This is a genomic window from Actinomyces sp. oral taxon 448 str. F0400 (assembly GCF_000220835.1).
Lineage (GTDB): Bacteria > Actinomycetota > Actinomycetes > Actinomycetales > Actinomycetaceae > Actinomyces.
Genome location: NZ_GL985606.1, coordinates 1,771,298 through 1,785,911 on the forward strand (window position 1 = coordinate 1,771,298; position 14,614 = coordinate 1,785,911).

Below are 14,614 nucleotides of genomic sequence, written 5' to 3' on the forward strand. Positions count from 1 at the left end.
CGGTGGGAGGCGCGATCCCATCTGAACGTCGATGGCTCTCAGCACCACACTCCCGAGGAGCCGCGGCGGTGGGAGCCGACCAAATGGGTGTCGATAATGCCGATGGCCTCCATGAGGGAGAAGCAGGTTGTCGGCCCCACGAATCGGAAGCCACGCCGTTTGAGATCCCGGGCTAATGCGGCCGATTCCGCCGAGTGAGTGGGGATATCGGCGGCGAGATGCGGCTCGGGGGTACGAGAGGGCCGGTGGGACCACACCAGCCCGGCCAGCCCGCCCGTGTCGGACTCGCGGCGCAGTGCCACCGCGGCTCGGGCATTGCCGAGTGTCGCCAGGATCTTGGCACGATTGCGCACGATGGACGGGTCGTTGAGCAGCCGGACCGCATCGCCGTCGTCGAAAGCGGCAACGGCGTCCGGATCGAAATTCGCGAAGGCTGCCCGGAAGGCCGGCCGCTTGCGCAGGATCGTGACCCATGACAGTCCCGCCTGGAAGGCCTCGAGGCTCAAGCGCTCGAAGACACCGCGTTCATCGCGCACCGGCATACCCCACTCGGCATCGTAGTACTCTCGCAGGAGCGGATCCGAAGCGGCCCAGACGGGCCGGGCGAGGCCGTCATCACCCACAACGAGGTCGGGGGAGAGCGTCCCCGAGCGGTTCATCCCGCTCATGGTCGACGTTCGTTGAGGACGATCGGTACCCGTTCCCAGCCGCCCAGGGGCCATTCGGCTCGTTGAGCCCGACCGCAGGGCGCTGCAGACACGGTGAAGCGGGCGAGCAGTGCTCTTAAGAGCACTCGTAGCTCCAGGGTGGCCAACGGACGGCCCGGACACGCGTGCGGGCCCGTCCCGTAGACGAGGTTGCGCTCGGCGTTGCCCGCAGGATTGTAGACATCCGGGTCGTCGAACACGTCAGGATCGCGGTTGGCGCTCGTCCAGTCGATGACGACGTGGACGCCCGCCGCCACTGGGCGGCCGGCCAGTGTCGTCGGGGCCGTGACCAGGCGACGGCTGAAGGTGAAGGGGTCGTCGATGCGCAGCACCTCGTCAATCGCTCGATCCAAGGCGGTATCGTCCAAAGAGGGCCACGCCGCCTGGTGCTCGGGGTGCTCGATGAGCCAGTGAAGCAGGACACCCGTGCACAGCGCCAGTGAACTGAGGTCGCCACCGGTCCAGTTGCGCAGGATCGAGACGATCTCGTCGTCGCTGACGGGCGTGCCGTTCGGACGCCGTAGCCGTGTCAGTCTCCACGTGACGTCGTGGGCGACGTCCGTCTGACGGCGCTGAGCGATCAGGTCTCGCATGATGCGATCGAACCACCGGGCGACCTCCCGGGTGCGCTCGAGCGCGCCCGAGCGCGTCGCCTCGTGATTCGCCTCCACCCATTCGACGAGCTCGTCCTCGATCTCGGGACACCACCCCAGCCAGGTCGACTGGGCGTGCACCGCATAGAGCGATCCGAGCTCGTGCACCGCGCACAGGGCGCGCTCGGGCCGGCGAGTCTCGATGAGTCGGGCGGCCGTCTTCTCGAGCCGGGGCTGAAGCTCCTTCAGGGCGGCGGGGGAGAAGAAGGGAGCGAGCAGGCCGCGCATCATGCGGTGCTCCTCGCCGTCCAATCCGTTGGGGACCTGCAGGAAGCGGGAGACCCGGCTGGAGAACAGCGTTGTGTCCGAGGCCACGGCGACGGCCTCCGTATGCGAGCGGACCGCGGGTCTGCCGGCCGGATCGGTGGCCGGGGCCCGGGCCTGAGTGGAACCTTGCGAATACGCGGCATCGCAGGCGCAGATGCGCCGGGCGGAGCGGCGGGTCGTGTCGGACATATAACGTGGCTCATTCAATGCTCTGCGGATCGGGCGGCCCGCTCGCGGGCCGCCTTAAGAGTACGTCGCGCCCGCTTCAGCGCGCGGTCTTGCGTCTTATTCGCCTCGAGCCGAGGCGCGCACTCGACTATCGGAGGGGATCTCCGACTCTCCGGGCGCTGCAGATGAGTGGCCGCGACGAGCTGCGAGAATCGCGACCATGACGACTCCTTCATCTTCCTCGGCCGCTTCCGCTGGCCGCACCGCGCTCGATGCCCCGCTCGATCGTCTTCCGGATGACATTGACCTAAGACTCGTGGTCGCCGACATGGACGGCACTTTGCTCGACGGCGAAGGACGCGTCCCGCCCCGCCTGGAGTCCGTCGTGGTCCGCATGCGAAGGCACGGTGTCATCTTCGCGCCCGCCTCGGGCCGTCAGCTCGCCAACCTCCGCGCCACGCTGGGAGCTGCGATCACCGACAGTCCGATTATCGCCGAGAACGGCACGATCGTCATCCAGGGCGGCGACGAGCTCTACCGGCAGACCGTCACCCGCGTCGAAGCCGCCACGGCGGTGCGCGTGACGCGCACTCTGCGCGAGCACGGGGCCGACGTCGGCGCCGTCGTCGCCACACGGGACCGAGCTTACATCGACCGCACCGACAAGCGTTTCGTCGACCAGTGCGCCCGATACTACGAGGAGCTCGAGACGGTCGATGACGTGCTCGAGCTCGCCCTGGACGACGTCCTCAAGATCGCCGTCTACACTTTCGGCGATGCCGAGTTCGAGTGCCACCGGCCGTTGTCGACCGCCGTTCCCGGTGTGCAGACCGTAGTTTCGGGCGCGCACTGGGTCGACATGATGGCGCGGACCGCTTCCAAGGGGCGAGCCCTGAAGGCCGTCCAGGAGCGACTCGGAATCAGCGCGGCGCAGACCGCCGTCTTTGGTGATTACCTCAACGACGCCGAACTCTACGACCACGCCGAGCTGTCCTTCGCTGTGGCCAATGCCCATCCCGCCATCCTGGCCCGTGCTCGCTGCACCGCTCCGGCCAACACCGAGGACGGAGTGCTGCGCACCATTGAGATGCTCTTGAACCGTTTGCGGCGCTGAGCGACGGTGCGCGAGTTCCAGTGAGCGGTCGTCAGGGACGGTCGTCATCGAGGATGTGCTCGATGTCGATCTCGCCCGACGTGGTGCGCAGAGCCTCGAGCTGACGACGCTCCTTCTTCGTGGGGCGGCCTGCGCCGCGATCGCGGATGACGGCGGCGGGGACGTCCATGGGGGAGGGACGCGGCGCCGAAACGTCGGCGTAGGCGGTTTGCGCGATCGGCGCCCCGACACGCTTGACTAGGATCCGGGAGACGATGAAACGCCGGTCGAATCCATGGACCCGGTAGCGGACCTCGTCGCCGATCCTGACGCGCTGGGAGGGCTTGGCGGGCTCGTCGTTGACGCGAACGTGCCCGGCGCGGCACGCGGTCGTCGCTGCGGAGCGGGTTTTGGCTTGGCGTATGCTCCACAGCCACACATCGACCCTCGCCGAAGCGGGGTCGGCGGGCTCGGCTGTGGTGTGCGCCCGCCCCTCTCGCGTCCGCCTGCTGCTCATCATGGCCCGATTCTAGCGGCGACGGCTCATGCCCGACCGCCCGGCACGATGCCCCGCCGATAGGGCGCGCCTGCCCCGGGCGGCGAGACCCGATCCAATCAGGGCCAATCCGACGAGCGCCACCAGCCTGTAGACCGGATTGCCGTGGAGGGCCTCGGCGGTGCTGTAAGCGGTACCGGTGACGCGTTCCAGGGCAGAGGGAGCTCCATCGCCCCCAGCTGCGCAGTCTGACAGGACCGCGCGCAGCGCGTCGACATCGGCCTGCGGAAGTCCCAGTTCGTAGGCGGAGGCCACCGAGACGAAACGGGCGGCATAGGCGCACCGGTAGGAATCATCGGGAGGCCACCAACCCCGGCCCGTCTCGGTGTCCCAGGAGTCGGTCTCGCTCGAGCCCGCCGGACAGGTCGCGGGCCCGCAGGCCGACTTGTCCTGGTTGGCCTTGCCATCGACCGCGAGCAGGTTGAGAGGGTCGTTCGCCACCAGCAGACGCGTGCGATCGTCCCAGGCCCAGGCTCCATGCGCGTAGAGGTAATTCAGAGGGATCACGTGGTCGATCTGAACCGCTTCGGAGGTGCCCTTCCCGCGCTGGAAGGCGATGGTGGAGCCCGTGTAGGGATCGCGAAGCGTGCCGAACCACACCGTGGCGTCGGGGCACGAGGACGCCCCCTGTCCAACGCCCTGGCCACGGTCCTGCACGCCCTCGGCCCGCGAGTAGTCCACGTCGGTCAGGTCCCGGGCGAGAATCTCGTTGCGAGTATCGCAGCCGTCACCGTCAACGTCCTCCCATGCCTCGCCGAACCAGCCCGTGCGCGCCCCGCCCTCGCTCCAGGAGGCGGCGGCCGGGGCATCCGGTGGAAGGGAGTCGAGGGCGCTTAGGGCGTCGGCCGGACTCAGAACCAGGTCGCCGCGGGCATCCCAGTCGCCGGACGAGACGGGACTCGTCGCGCTCGGCGCCGCCACGAGGGCGATGGCTGCGGTGATACGCAGCAGGTACGGCATCGACGTGAGCATGTCAGAAGGCGACGGCGGAGGAAGTCGGGACGGGCAGGCCGAGCGGCTGGGTTGTCATAGTCTTAAGTTACGCGGTGCGCAGCAGTCTGACTGGGTTCGTCCACAGCCCACCGGCGGCTCCTGCGGGCCCAGCAGCTGCGCGCAGCCGACGTGCCACTCCGGGCAGCGGCTGATCAGGCGTCGCTACCGGCTTCCCGCCTCCGATCCCCGGAGCCGGTGGTCTCGATCATGCGTGGTCGAAGGCTTTCACCAGAAGACTTCTTCGCGAGCGGGGCAGTTCTGCGCGATGAAGGACGCCAGAACCTCCTCGAAGACAAGATCGGGGGTGAGTCGGCGCAGCTCCTCATTCATGGTCGTGATCGGCTCGCGCCTGGGCATGGTGACGATCTGCGGCTCACCGCCCCCGGGACGGGTGATGGCGACGCGTTCCTGGTCTTTGCGGGTAATGATGATCTCGCCGTCGGGCGTGGTCACGGTGATCGAGGCGATACCGCTGAATCCGGGGACGTCGACATGGGCCACCGGTACGCCGGTGCGCACGGCCAGCCATTGGACCATCAGAGCCATGGAGGCGTTCTCGGGCTCACCGGCGATGACGATGCTACGTACTGCTCCCTCGCGCAGGACCGAATCGAGGGTCGAGGCGACCATGGCCCTCCACAGCGTGATTCTCGTCCAGGCCAGGTCGATGTCGCCACGGGTGAAGGACGGTGCCAGCGCTCTGAGGGCCGTCACCGGGTCGTCCAGCGCGGGGGTGTTGGTGATGCGGGTGGAGGCCAGGCGTCCCAGGGGGCTCTCCGCCGGGACGTCGGGCGGAGTCGTCGGCCACCAGGTCACCACCGGGACGTCGGGCAGCAGGAAGGGCACCACGAGCGTGTCGATGTGCTCGACGGCCTCGCCCCACGGGTGCAGGACCAGCGTTTGACCGGCCCCGGCATCGTGACCGACTCGGATCTCGGCGTCCAGGTGCCCCACGTCGGAGGTGACGTGCCCGTCGCGGGGCCCGGTTGTCGCGTCGTCGCCCACGTCGGGGCGGACCACCGCGATAATGCGGCACGGGTGGTCCCGGCTCGCACCGTGTGCCGCCTCCAGGGCGTCCTCGAGACCAGCGGGGTCGGTATCGATGATGAGCGTCAGCACGTGGGAGCCGCCCAGACTCCCTTCCTCGGCGAGCAGCGCGGCGACGATGTGGTCGGTGGTCGTGGCGGTCAGGGTGGTGATCATGAGCGCCTCCAGGTGCGGCCGTCGCGGGCGATGAGCTGATGAGCGGTCCCAGGTCCCCACGATCCGGGCCGATATCCGGCGGGTGCCCCGGACGCGGCCCAGTGCTCGATCACGGGATCCAGGATCCGCCAGGACAGGTCGACCTCCCGTTGATGAGGGAACAACGGAGCGTCACCGAGCAGGGCGTCGAGAATCAGCCGTTCGTAGGCCTCGGGGGAGTCCTCGTTGAACGCGCCTCCGTAGCCGAAATCCATGGTCACGTCGCGCAACTCCATGTGCGCGCCTGGGACCTTGGACGCCAGACGCATGGTGACGCCTTCGTCGGGCTGAATCCGCAAGATGACTGCATTGGCGCCCACGCCCGCGGTGGCCGCGTCGTCGAAGGGCAGGAAAGGCGGCCGTTTGAAGACGACGGCGACCTCAGTCACACGCCGGGTCAGACGCTTGCCGGTGCGCAGGTAAAAAGGCACGCTCGCCCAACGCCGATTGGCGATCTCCAGACGCACGGCTGCGAAGGTCTCTGTGCGCGAGTCGGAGGAGACTCCGTCCTCTTCCAGGTAGCCCTTGACGGGGAGGCCGCCTTGGAATCCGGCGTCGTAGCGACCGCGGGCCGTCGTCGCGTCCAAGTCGAGGACGCCGTGGCGCTCCAGGCGCACAGAGGCCAGGACCTTCTCCTTCTCGGCGCGCACGGCCGGAGCCGTCAGCGACGTCGGTTCCTCCATGGCGGTCAGCGCCAGGAGCTGGAGCAAGTGGTTCTGGATGACGTCGCGGGCCGAGCCGATGGTGTCGTAATAGCCCGCGCGGGTGCCGATGCCGATGTCCTCGGCCATGGTGATCTGAACGTGGTCGACGTAGCTCTGGTTCCACAGCGGTTCGAACATGGTGTTGGCGAAGCGCAGCGCCAGGATGTTCTGGACCGTCTCTTTGCCCAGATAGTGGTCAACGCGGAAGACGTCGTCAGCACGCACGATTCGTGACACGAGGGAGTCGAGTTCGGCGGCGCTGGCCCGGTCGTGGCCGAAGGGCTTCTCGATGATCACGCGCCGCCACGAGCCCGGCGCCTCGTCGACCAGTCCGGAGGCCGCGATGCGTTCGGTGACCGCCGGGAACCAGCCCGGCGGGATCGACAGGTAGAAGGCTCGATTGCCGCTGGTCCCGCGCGTGGCGTCCAGATCCGTCACGACATCGGTCAGCCGGGAGTAGGCGGCACCGTCCTCGAAGGAGGAGAACTCCACGAAGCGCATGCCCGCGGCCAGCTGGTCCCAGATAGCCTGATGCCACGGGGTGCGGGCACCCGCACGAGCCGTTTTGCCCACGTAGTCGCGCAGATCGTCGTCGTCCCATGAACGGCGTCCCACCCCCACCAGGGAGAAACTGGGCGAGAGCAGGCCGCGGTTGGCCAGATCGTAGATGGCCGGCAGTAGCTTGTGGCGCGCCAGATCACCGGTGATGCCAAACATGACGAGCACGCACGGATCAGCGATACGGGGCATGCGCAGGTCGCGAGGGTCCAGCAGGGGGTTGGGTCCGCCGACCGGCGCGCCGCGACCGGAGGCCGACGTCGAAGAATCGTCCACGGGTATCTTTCCTCCAGTGGTGCACGGCTCGGGTGGGACGTCCACCTCACTCACTGTAGTAGACGTGTCGGGACCGCATAGGAACCGAGTCGCGGCTGTGGGCAAACGCCGTCTTCTCCGGCGCGGGCCGCCCGACGTCTTCGAGCTCGGAGACCGTCGCGATAAGCTCTCTTATCAGGCGCCGCTGGCGCACCCACCACTCGCCCGCCGCTTTCGACGCGGGCAGGAAGGCAACACATGAGCGATTTCACTCCGCCCCCCTCCGTTGCTGACATCGGCGTCTACGGTCTGGGAGTGATGGGCACGAACCTGGCTCGTAACCTGGCCCGGCACGGACACGACGTAGCCGTGTTCAACCGCACTCTCGCTCGCACCGAACATCTCATGGCCCGCTACGCTGATGAGGGCGACTTCGTGCCCGCGGCGCGGCTGACCGACTTCGTGGCTTCACTGCGGCGCCCGCGCGTCGTCATCATCATGGTCCAGGCGGGCGCCGCTACCGAGGCGGTCATCGACCAGCTCCGTGAACTCCTCGGGCCCGGAGACATCATCGTCGACGCCGGCAACACCTTCTACAAAGACACTCAGCGTCGACAGGCGGTTCTGAAGGATACCGGCATCCATTTCGTGGGCATGGGCGTGTCCGGCGGGGAGGAGGGGGCCCTGCTCGGGCCCTCGATCATGCCCGGCGGTACCGCGGAGTCCTACGATCGGCTCGGCCCGATGCTCGAATCCATCTCCGCTCATGTCGACGGCTCCCCGTGCTGCACGTATGTGGGCTCCGACGGCGCCGGCCACTTTGTCAAGATGGTTCACAACGGCATTGAGTACGCCGACATGCAGCTCATCGCCGAGGCCTACGACCTGCTGCGCCATGTAGCGGGGCTGAGCGTGCCGCTCATCGCCGGGGTGTTCCGCTCCTGGAAGGACTCTGAGCTCGATTCCTACCTGGTTGACATCACCGCCGAGGTTCTCGACCGCGTTGATCCGGCGACCGACGAGCCCTTCGTCGACGTCGTCCTCGACGCCGCCGGACAGAAGGGCACCGGGGTGTGGGCCACCCAGACCGCTCTCGAACTCGGGGTGGCGGTTCCCGCGATCGCTGAAGCGACCTTCGCACGAGCCGCCTCCTCTTCGACGGCGATCCGCGCCGCGGTGCGCGGCGCGGACATGAACGCCGGGGCCGGGGGGAGTGGTTTCAAGTCCGATGAGGACCGCACGGCCTTCATCGAGTCGGTCAAGCAGGCCCTCTACGGTTCGAAGATTGCCGCTTACGCCCAGGGCTTCGACGAGATCTCCACCGCCAGCACCAAGAATGATTGGAATGTGGACCTGGGCGCCATGGCGCGCATCTGGCGTGGCGGATGCATCATCCGCGCCCGCTTCCTAGACGACATCACCCGCGCTTATCAGGAGGATCCGGGACTCGCCAGCCTGCTGACGGCCCCCGTCTTCACTCGAGCCCTGGAGACCGCTCTGCCCTCCTGGCGCAAGGTCGTGGCGACCTCCGCACTGGCCGGTGTTCCGGCTCCGGCCTTCGCCTCCTCACTGGCCTACGTCGATCAATTGCGCGCTCCGAGGCTGCCGGCAGCCCTCATCCAGGGGCAGCGCGACTTCTTCGGCTCCCACACTTACCACCGTACTGACGATCCGCGGGGCGTGTACCACGTGCTGTGGGCGCAGGACGGTCGCCCTGAGGAGAAGTGGGACTGATCCCAATCTGGATGACGACTCGCGGTGGTGGTTGTGATGTGAACGGTGTTCGCACGGCTTGAGGAGACTGAACGCTCGAGCGCTGATCGCCCGCGCATCGTGGTGGGATTTCTTCCGGCTGCGAGCCGAACCCGGAGGCTCGCGCAGGTCGGGACTCGGCCGGCGGGCCGCCCCGGTTCGCCGGGCTTCTTGCCGGGCCCCAATCAGCGGGTAACACGACCGGGAGCGCGCTGTGAGCGTACGCGACTGCGGTGACGTTGCCAGTGGTGCGCACGGCAACGGTATGGTGTGACCACACCGGCGCGACCCGCGCCGCCCGACCCGAGGGGAACAGATGTCGAGCACGCCGATCGAGCCGGACCCCAGCACGACCCAGTCCTTCGGAGCTATGGACTTCAATACGGAGTCCGCCGGCCCGCTCATCGGGCTGTCCCAGCAGGACCGTGCTGCGATCAACGCGCTGCCCGCCGGGACGGCTCTTCTTCTGGTTCAGCAGGGACCGACCACCGGTGCGCGTTTTCTGCTCGATGCGGCCGAGACGACCGTGGGCCGGCATCCGCGTGCCGATATCTTCCTCGACGACGTCACCGTCTCGCGTAAGCACGCGATCTTCGTCGCTCTACCGGAGGGCGGTTTCGCTGTGCGCGACTCGGGATCGCTCAACGGCACCTATGTCAATCGCCAGCGCGTCGAGCAGGCGACTCTGCGACTGGGTGATGAGGTGCAGATCGGCAAGTACCGTATGACCTATCACCCCGGTCCGATCGCGGGTGCGGCTGCGCAGTGAGCGCTGCCTCCGCGCGCCGCCGTCCTGTTGAGCACGAGACGGTCGATGTCGACGACGACGATGCCGAGCCCTGGCCACGGGGCGTCTCCCGCGATCCGAAGATGAAGATCTCAGAGGTCGTTGATCGCCTCAAGACGGAGTTTCCCGCCCTGTCTCTGTCGAAGGTGCGCTACCTCGAGGGGGAGGGGCTCATCGCCCCCTACAGGGTGGGTAACGGTTATCGGCGGTATTCCGAGGCCGACATGGAGCGGCTGCGGTACACCCTGACCGCTCAACGCGACGAGTATCTGCCGCTGTCGGTCATCCGGCAGCGACTCGCCGAGTTGGATGCCTCCCCTCAGGCCCCTCCGCCTCAGCCGTCACCGATCGCGCGTGTGGTAGCGGCCGACGGGCGCACTGTGACAGGGGCGACCCTGGATGCCGCCTCGCTCGCGCGCCATGCCGGCGCCTCCGTGGCCCAGCTCGAGGAGCTGATCTCCATCGGTGTCGTCGCCCCTGACACTCGTGGCCGTTTCGATGCGCGCGCCCTGGGCACGGTGACCCTGGCACTGCGCGCTCACCGGCTCGGCATTCCTCTTCGCAATCTGCGTCCGGTGCGGACCGCCGCGGAGCGAGAGGCCGATGTCATCGATGCAGCCGTTCAGCACAAGCGGCAGCGTTCGAGCACGGCTGCTGAAGATGCCGCCACCGAGATCGCCGCCGTGCTGGCCGAGCTGCACTCGGCGCTGCTGCATCAGGCGATCTCGGCGCTGGAGTGAGCCAGCGGGAGGGCACGAGTGCGGGCCGCCGAGATGGCGACTCCGTTTCCCGGACACGGTGCCCGACGCACCCGTAGATTGCTCCTGTGAGCACTATGACGCTGGTGGGGGTCCGTTCTACGGCGCCTTCAAGGGGTCTGGTCGCCATTCTCGTGGAGAATGGCGGCCCCGCAGTGCTCGCCGTACCCGTCAACGCCCGCGAGGGTTTGCTGCTCAGCGCGGGTCGGTCGGCGCGGTCCCCGAGCTGGACGGCCCTGCTGGAACAGACGTGTCGGGCGTTGGACGGCAGGATCCGCTCCGCCGAGCTCGACGTCGACGCCGATGCGGCACTGCGCGCCTGCCTGGTCGTCAGCCGGGACGAGCGGGAGCACCGTGTGCTCTGCACCCCGGGTGAGGCGCTGGTGGTGGCTCAGCGCCTGAATCGGCCGGTGGTTGCGAGTCCGACGCTTCTGAGGCTGCGAGATCTGGACCTGGCCGGAGACGACCTCCGCCTGCAGTTGACGCGGTGGAGGGGGGAGCTGACTGTTGTGGCGGCTGACGAGGGCGCACCTCCGAGTTGAGCACTCGGCACGCGAAACAGGAGTGACTCATGTGACTTATGATGTGAACTACGTCATATATTTGGGGAGGATGGTCGAGGCTGGACCCCTGACGTCAGGCGGGAAACCCTGCTGTGACCGGACTATTCTCGACCTTGCCTTGAGATTGAGGCGTCGACGACACGAGATGGCGGCGTGCCCTTCATTGAGCCCCGCGGGAGGTGGCCCTATCGTGGTCACTGGTCGGAGGAACCGATCCGACCCATCAGCACGGCACGTGTCCAGCACGCACGTCCCCATTCCGACAGGAGCAGGTCAGTGAGCGCGAACGAAGCCAGTCTTCACGCCCCCGTACCCCAGCGCAGCCAGGGGATGCTGTTCGGCGATCCGCTCCCTGAGCTTGACATCAACACCGGCTACCGTGGCCCGGTGGCCTGCCGCATCGCCGGCATCACCTACCGGCAGCTGGACTACTGGGCCCGTACCGGGCTGGTCGAACCCTCCGTCAGGGCCGCCAAGGGCTCCGGTTCCCAACGCCTGTACGCTTTTCGAGACATCCTGCTGCTCAAGATCGTCAAACGCCTGCTTGACACGGGCGTCTCGCTCCAGCAGATCCGCACCGCCGTCAAGGCCCTTCATGAACGAGGTGTGGAGGACCTGACCTCCATGACTCTTATGAGCGATGGTGCTTCCGTCTATGAGTGCACCAGTGCCGACGAGGTCGTCGACCTCGTCCAGGGCGGTCAGGGCGTCTTCGGCATCGCCGTGGGACGCGTATGGCATGAAATCGAAGGATCCTTGGCCGAGCTGCCCGTCGATCATGCGGGTCAGGCCCCCGTGGTCGAGGACGAATTGGCCAAACGTCGTGCAGCTAAGAGGCGTCAGCTCGGCTAACCCCGCTGACGGACGAGCGGTTTACGAGTGGGGAGCTGTGACGTAGCCTCGAGGTCTCCGTTCCATTCCTCGCAGGAAGGCATTCATCGTGAAACTGGGGGCCTCGGATCTCGACGTCAGCCGCATGGGACTAGGAGGCAACGTCTTCGGCTGGACGGCCGATGACGCGGCATCGCGCCGTATCCTGGACGCCTATGTTGATGCGGGCGGCACCTTCATCGATACCGCCGACGGCTATTCCGCCTGGGTGGACGGCAATGCCGGAGGAGAGTCGGAGGCAGTCATCGGCTCGTGGCTGCGCAGGAGACGCGATGATGTCGTCATCGCCACCAAGGTTTCCACCAAGCCCGACAGGACGGGACTGGCGGCCGACAACGTGCGAGAGGCCCTGGACGAGTCCCTCACTCGCCTGAAAACCGATCACGTCGACCTCTATTACGCGCATTTCGACGATCCGGACACGCCCCTAGAGGAGACCGTGGCCGTCTTCGAGGAGCTCCGCGCAGCCGGCAAGACCCGCTACGTGGCACTGTCCAACTACACCCCCGAACGTATTGAGCAGTGGTGTGCCATCGCGGATGCGATGGGGGCCCAGGCGCCCGTGGCGCTTCAGCCGCATTACAATCTCCTTCACCGCGGTGACGTCGAGGGTGCCGGGAATCGCGGCGAGGTAGCTGCGGCGCACGGCATGGGACTCGTTCCGTACTTCTCGTTGGCAGCAGGCTTCCTGACCGGCAAGTACCACCCGAGCCAGACGGTCACGGCAGCCCGTTCATCCATGGTGGCCGGCTATCTGCGGCCCGAGTGCTTCGCCGTCGTCGAGGTACTGCGTGAGATCGCCGCGGCGCATGCGACAGAACCCGCTGCGATCGCGCTGACATGGTTACGCGACCGCCCCGGCGTTGTCGCCCCGCTGGCGTCGGCCCGCACCACCGACCAGCTGGATCCCATCCTGACGGCGTTGACTCTTCATCTCGCGCCGGAGGAGATAGACCGTCTCACACGAGTATCAGACGCCGCCTGAGACAGCGGAATGCCCCCGCCTCTGAGGGGAGGGGACACCGCGTCGGTGACCGATCGGACGCTCCGGAGTGGATTCCCCAGGCGGTTCAGGCGGTGCGGTGCCCCAGCACGTAGGTGCGGCTGTAGTCGTCACTGAGATCGGTCAGGGTCACCCGCACCAGACCGGTCTCATCGGCTTCGTAGTGCTCCTCCACCTCGGGCCCGTAGCCCGTGCGGGTCACGGGCACCGAGGTGAGGTCGTCGACGGTACGCAGGGAGGCGTCGAAGGGGAAGAGAACATCCTTGCTGTAGGGTGCGAGCTCGCCGCGGGGCTCCCCGTCATCATCCACTCCGGCGCACTCCACGAAACGGTAGCGACCGACATTGTGGACTACCCGGTAGCGGCGCGTGGCCACGGTGGCGCTGATCCCACCGCCTTTCTGCACGGAGTCCTCAGTCAGAATCGCGTCGAAGGTGGTCCGTGCCCCGCCATCTGCCTCGCGGAACACGCCGAAACCGCGTGAGAGACGATCGGTCAACCGGACGTCGGCGTCGCGGTCAGCGGCGATGGCCAGCCCTATGGCAGTGGAGGCTCCCGGGTAAGGGGAACGGTGAACGCGCCGTCCGAACCTCTCGCGCAGAAGTCTCGGCACGAGGGGAAGGCCCGAGGCACCCCCCACCAGGTAGATTCCGGCGATGTCGGTCAAGTCGGGGGCTCCGTCCTCAAGACGCCCGACCAGAGGCGCCATCATCTCCACAGAACGCTGAATCAAGGGGGTGACGGCCTCGTACAGGTCGGCCACGGGCAGCACCACGTCGGTGTCGAGCACGGGGATCACCATGCGACGGGACTGCGGGGCCAAAGCCTCCTTGACGTCGCGGCACTGGTCGAGCAAGTCGTCGAGCTGGGTCGTATCCAGGTCAGCCTCGTTCATGGACGTGCGCGCCAGCGCCATTTGAGCCAGGATGAGGTCGACGTCGTCGCCGCCGAGATCTCCCAGGCCGCGCGAAGCCAGAACTTCGTGCGCGGCACCGTTGACGTCCACCAGGGAGGTGTCGAAGGTCCCTCCTCCCAAGTCGTAGACGAGTACGCGTGTGCGCCGGGATGAGACGGTGGAGGCTTTACGGTGGGTGTACTCGAAGCCGGCGGCACTGGGCTCGTTGAGCATGGCGGTCACATGGAAGCCCGCCGCCCGGAAGGCGTCGAGCGTGAGCAGCCGCTGCGCCCCGTAGGCATGGGCGGGCACTGCGACCACGACATTTGCATCCTCGCCACCCGGGTCAGCGCCGTCGAGAACCCCTGAGGCGGCCAGTTCCTGACGCAGATCGGTCAGGAAGGAGACGAGCACCTCCCCGACGCCCAGCGTACGGTCGCCCAGCGCTACTGGACTGGCCGCGCTGACCGAGGGAGCCGCCAGGGTGCGCTTGAGGCTGCGCAGCAGCGGAGCACCCTGACGGGCGGCCCGCCGCGCGCGGAAGCCGTGCACCAGACCGTCGTCGGTCAGCGCCGTCAACGACGGGTAGTAGTCATGAGAGTCTCCGTTCGTGTCGGTGAAGGACAGGACGGGGTAGTTGCCCCTGTCGGCGCGGGCGACCACCGTCCTGGTCGTCCCCAGATCGATGCCGAGGTCCAGGGCGGAGAGAGGTGGGGTACTGCCCTTTCGGGGCTTGGAAGAGCGTGCGCTTCCGCTTCGGGCTGCCATG

At 67.4% G+C, this 14,614-nt stretch carries 14 protein-coding genes; 7 read left to right on the plus strand and 7 right to left on the minus strand.

What is annotated here, in order from left to right:
• Window positions 1–38: 38 nt before the first annotated feature.
• Window positions 39–668, minus strand: a complete 630-nt coding sequence (locus HMPREF9062_RS07575) for a DNA-3-methyladenine glycosylase I (protein ID WP_009749499.1) — start codon at window positions 666–668, stop codon at window positions 39–41.
• Window positions 665–1,816, minus strand: a complete 1,152-nt coding sequence (locus HMPREF9062_RS07580; protein ID WP_009749500.1) for a cytochrome P450 — start codon at window positions 1,814–1,816, stop codon at window positions 665–667. Before HMPREF9062_RS07580 ends, HMPREF9062_RS07575 begins: the two co-directional genes overlap by 4 nt.
• Window positions 1,817–2,015: 199 nt before the next feature.
• Between HMPREF9062_RS07580 and HMPREF9062_RS07585 the strand changes: the two genes are divergently transcribed.
• Complete coding sequence (locus HMPREF9062_RS07585; RefSeq protein ID WP_083820037.1) at window positions 2,016–2,909, plus strand: HAD-IIB family hydrolase; 894 nt, start codon at window positions 2,016–2,018, stop codon at window positions 2,907–2,909.
• 31 nt (window positions 2,910–2,940) lie between these two features.
• Here HMPREF9062_RS07585 and HMPREF9062_RS07590 read toward each other — a convergent pair whose 3' ends face one another.
• The 4 genes from HMPREF9062_RS07590 to zwf form a co-directional block, all read right to left on the minus strand.
• Window positions 2,941–3,408 (minus strand): RNA-binding S4 domain-containing protein, encoded by a 468-nt coding sequence (locus HMPREF9062_RS07590; RefSeq protein WP_009749502.1) that lies wholly within the window; start codon window positions 3,406–3,408, stop codon window positions 2,941–2,943.
• 9 nt (window positions 3,409–3,417) lie between these two features.
• Complete coding sequence (locus HMPREF9062_RS07595; protein ID WP_009749503.1) at window positions 3,418–4,416, minus strand: HNH endonuclease family protein; 999 nt, start codon at window positions 4,414–4,416, stop codon at window positions 3,418–3,420.
• 246 nt (window positions 4,417–4,662) lie between these two features.
• Window positions 4,663–5,640 (minus strand): glucose-6-phosphate dehydrogenase assembly protein OpcA, encoded by a 978-nt coding sequence (locus HMPREF9062_RS07600; protein WP_009749504.1) that lies wholly within the window; start codon window positions 5,638–5,640, stop codon window positions 4,663–4,665.
• Window positions 5,637–7,133 (minus strand): glucose-6-phosphate dehydrogenase, encoded by a 1,497-nt coding sequence (zwf, locus tag HMPREF9062_RS07605; RefSeq protein WP_253270758.1) that lies wholly within the window; start codon window positions 7,131–7,133, stop codon window positions 5,637–5,639. The genes HMPREF9062_RS07600 and zwf overlap by 4 nt, the downstream gene beginning before the upstream one ends.
• Before the next feature lie 321 nt (window positions 7,134–7,454).
• Between zwf and gndA the strand changes: the two genes are divergently transcribed.
• From gndA to HMPREF9062_RS07635, 6 genes are all read left to right on the plus strand, one after another.
• Window positions 7,455–8,930, plus strand: a complete 1,476-nt coding sequence (gndA, locus tag HMPREF9062_RS07610) for an NADP-dependent phosphogluconate dehydrogenase (protein ID WP_009749506.1) — start codon at window positions 7,455–7,457, stop codon at window positions 8,928–8,930.
• 334 nt (window positions 8,931–9,264) lie between these two features.
• Window positions 9,265–9,717, plus strand: coding sequence for an FHA domain-containing protein (locus tag HMPREF9062_RS07615; protein WP_009749507.1), 453 nt, complete (start codon window positions 9,265–9,267; stop codon window positions 9,715–9,717).
• On the plus strand, window positions 9,714–10,475 hold the full coding sequence (ftsR, locus tag HMPREF9062_RS07620) for a transcriptional regulator FtsR (protein WP_009749508.1): 762 nt from the start codon (window positions 9,714–9,716) through the stop codon (window positions 10,473–10,475). The genes HMPREF9062_RS07615 and ftsR overlap by 4 nt, the downstream gene beginning before the upstream one ends.
• 95 nt (window positions 10,476–10,570) lie before the next feature.
• A complete protein-coding gene (locus HMPREF9062_RS07625) occupies window positions 10,571–11,035 on the plus strand; it encodes a DUF151 domain-containing protein (RefSeq protein ID WP_009749509.1) in 465 nt (154 codons plus the stop codon).
• A gap of 351 nt (window positions 11,036–11,386) precedes the next feature.
• Window positions 11,387–11,908, plus strand: coding sequence for a MerR family transcriptional regulator (locus tag HMPREF9062_RS07630; protein WP_034254856.1), 522 nt, complete (start codon window positions 11,387–11,389; stop codon window positions 11,906–11,908).
• An 88-nt stretch (window positions 11,909–11,996) separates the two neighbouring features.
• The gene (locus HMPREF9062_RS07635; RefSeq protein ID WP_009749511.1) at window positions 11,997–12,932 is read left to right on the plus strand and encodes an aldo/keto reductase; all 936 of its coding nucleotides are present in this window, start codon (window positions 11,997–11,999) and stop codon (window positions 12,930–12,932) included.
• An 85-nt stretch (window positions 12,933–13,017) separates the two neighbouring features.
• On the opposite strand, the gene HMPREF9062_RS07640 is transcribed toward HMPREF9062_RS07635, so the two are convergent.
• Window positions 13,018–14,613, minus strand: coding sequence for an Hsp70 family protein (locus HMPREF9062_RS07640; RefSeq protein WP_009749512.1), 1,596 nt, complete (start codon window positions 14,611–14,613; stop codon window positions 13,018–13,020).
• Between the last annotated feature and the right edge of the window lies 1 nt (window position 14,614).

Excerpts from the sequence above, each read along its gene's own strand:
- HMPREF9062_RS07575 (WP_009749499.1), bottom strand. The coding sequence starts at position 668 with ATGAGCGGGATGAACCGCTCGGGGACGCTCTCCCCCGACCTCGTTGTG.
- HMPREF9062_RS07600 (WP_009749504.1), bottom strand. The coding sequence starts at position 5,640 with ATGATCACCACCCTGACCGCCACGACCACCGACCACATCGTCGCCGCG.
- HMPREF9062_RS07590 (WP_009749502.1), bottom strand. The coding sequence starts at position 3,408 with ATGATGAGCAGCAGGCGGACGCGAGAGGGGCGGGCGCACACCACAGCC.
- HMPREF9062_RS07630 (WP_034254856.1), top strand. The coding sequence starts at position 11,387 with ATGCTGTTCGGCGATCCGCTCCCTGAGCTTGACATCAACACCGGCTAC.
- HMPREF9062_RS07585 (WP_083820037.1), top strand. The coding sequence starts at position 2,016 with ATGACGACTCCTTCATCTTCCTCGGCCGCTTCCGCTGGCCGCACCGCG.
- HMPREF9062_RS07580 (WP_009749500.1), bottom strand. The coding sequence starts at position 1,816 with ATGTCCGACACGACCCGCCGCTCCGCCCGGCGCATCTGCGCCTGCGAT.
- HMPREF9062_RS07615 (WP_009749507.1), top strand. The coding sequence starts at position 9,265 with ATGTCGAGCACGCCGATCGAGCCGGACCCCAGCACGACCCAGTCCTTC.
- HMPREF9062_RS07595 (WP_009749503.1), bottom strand. The coding sequence starts at position 4,416 with ATGCTCACGTCGATGCCGTACCTGCTGCGTATCACCGCAGCCATCGCC.
- HMPREF9062_RS07640 (WP_009749512.1), bottom strand. The coding sequence starts at position 14,613 with ATGGCAGCCCGAAGCGGAAGCGCACGCTCTTCCAAGCCCCGAAAGGGC.
- zwf (WP_253270758.1), bottom strand. The coding sequence starts at position 7,133 with ATGCCCCGTATCGCTGATCCGTGCGTGCTCGTCATGTTTGGCATCACC.
- HMPREF9062_RS07625 (WP_009749509.1), top strand. The coding sequence starts at position 10,571 with ATGACGCTGGTGGGGGTCCGTTCTACGGCGCCTTCAAGGGGTCTGGTC.
- gndA (WP_009749506.1), top strand. The coding sequence starts at position 7,455 with ATGAGCGATTTCACTCCGCCCCCCTCCGTTGCTGACATCGGCGTCTAC.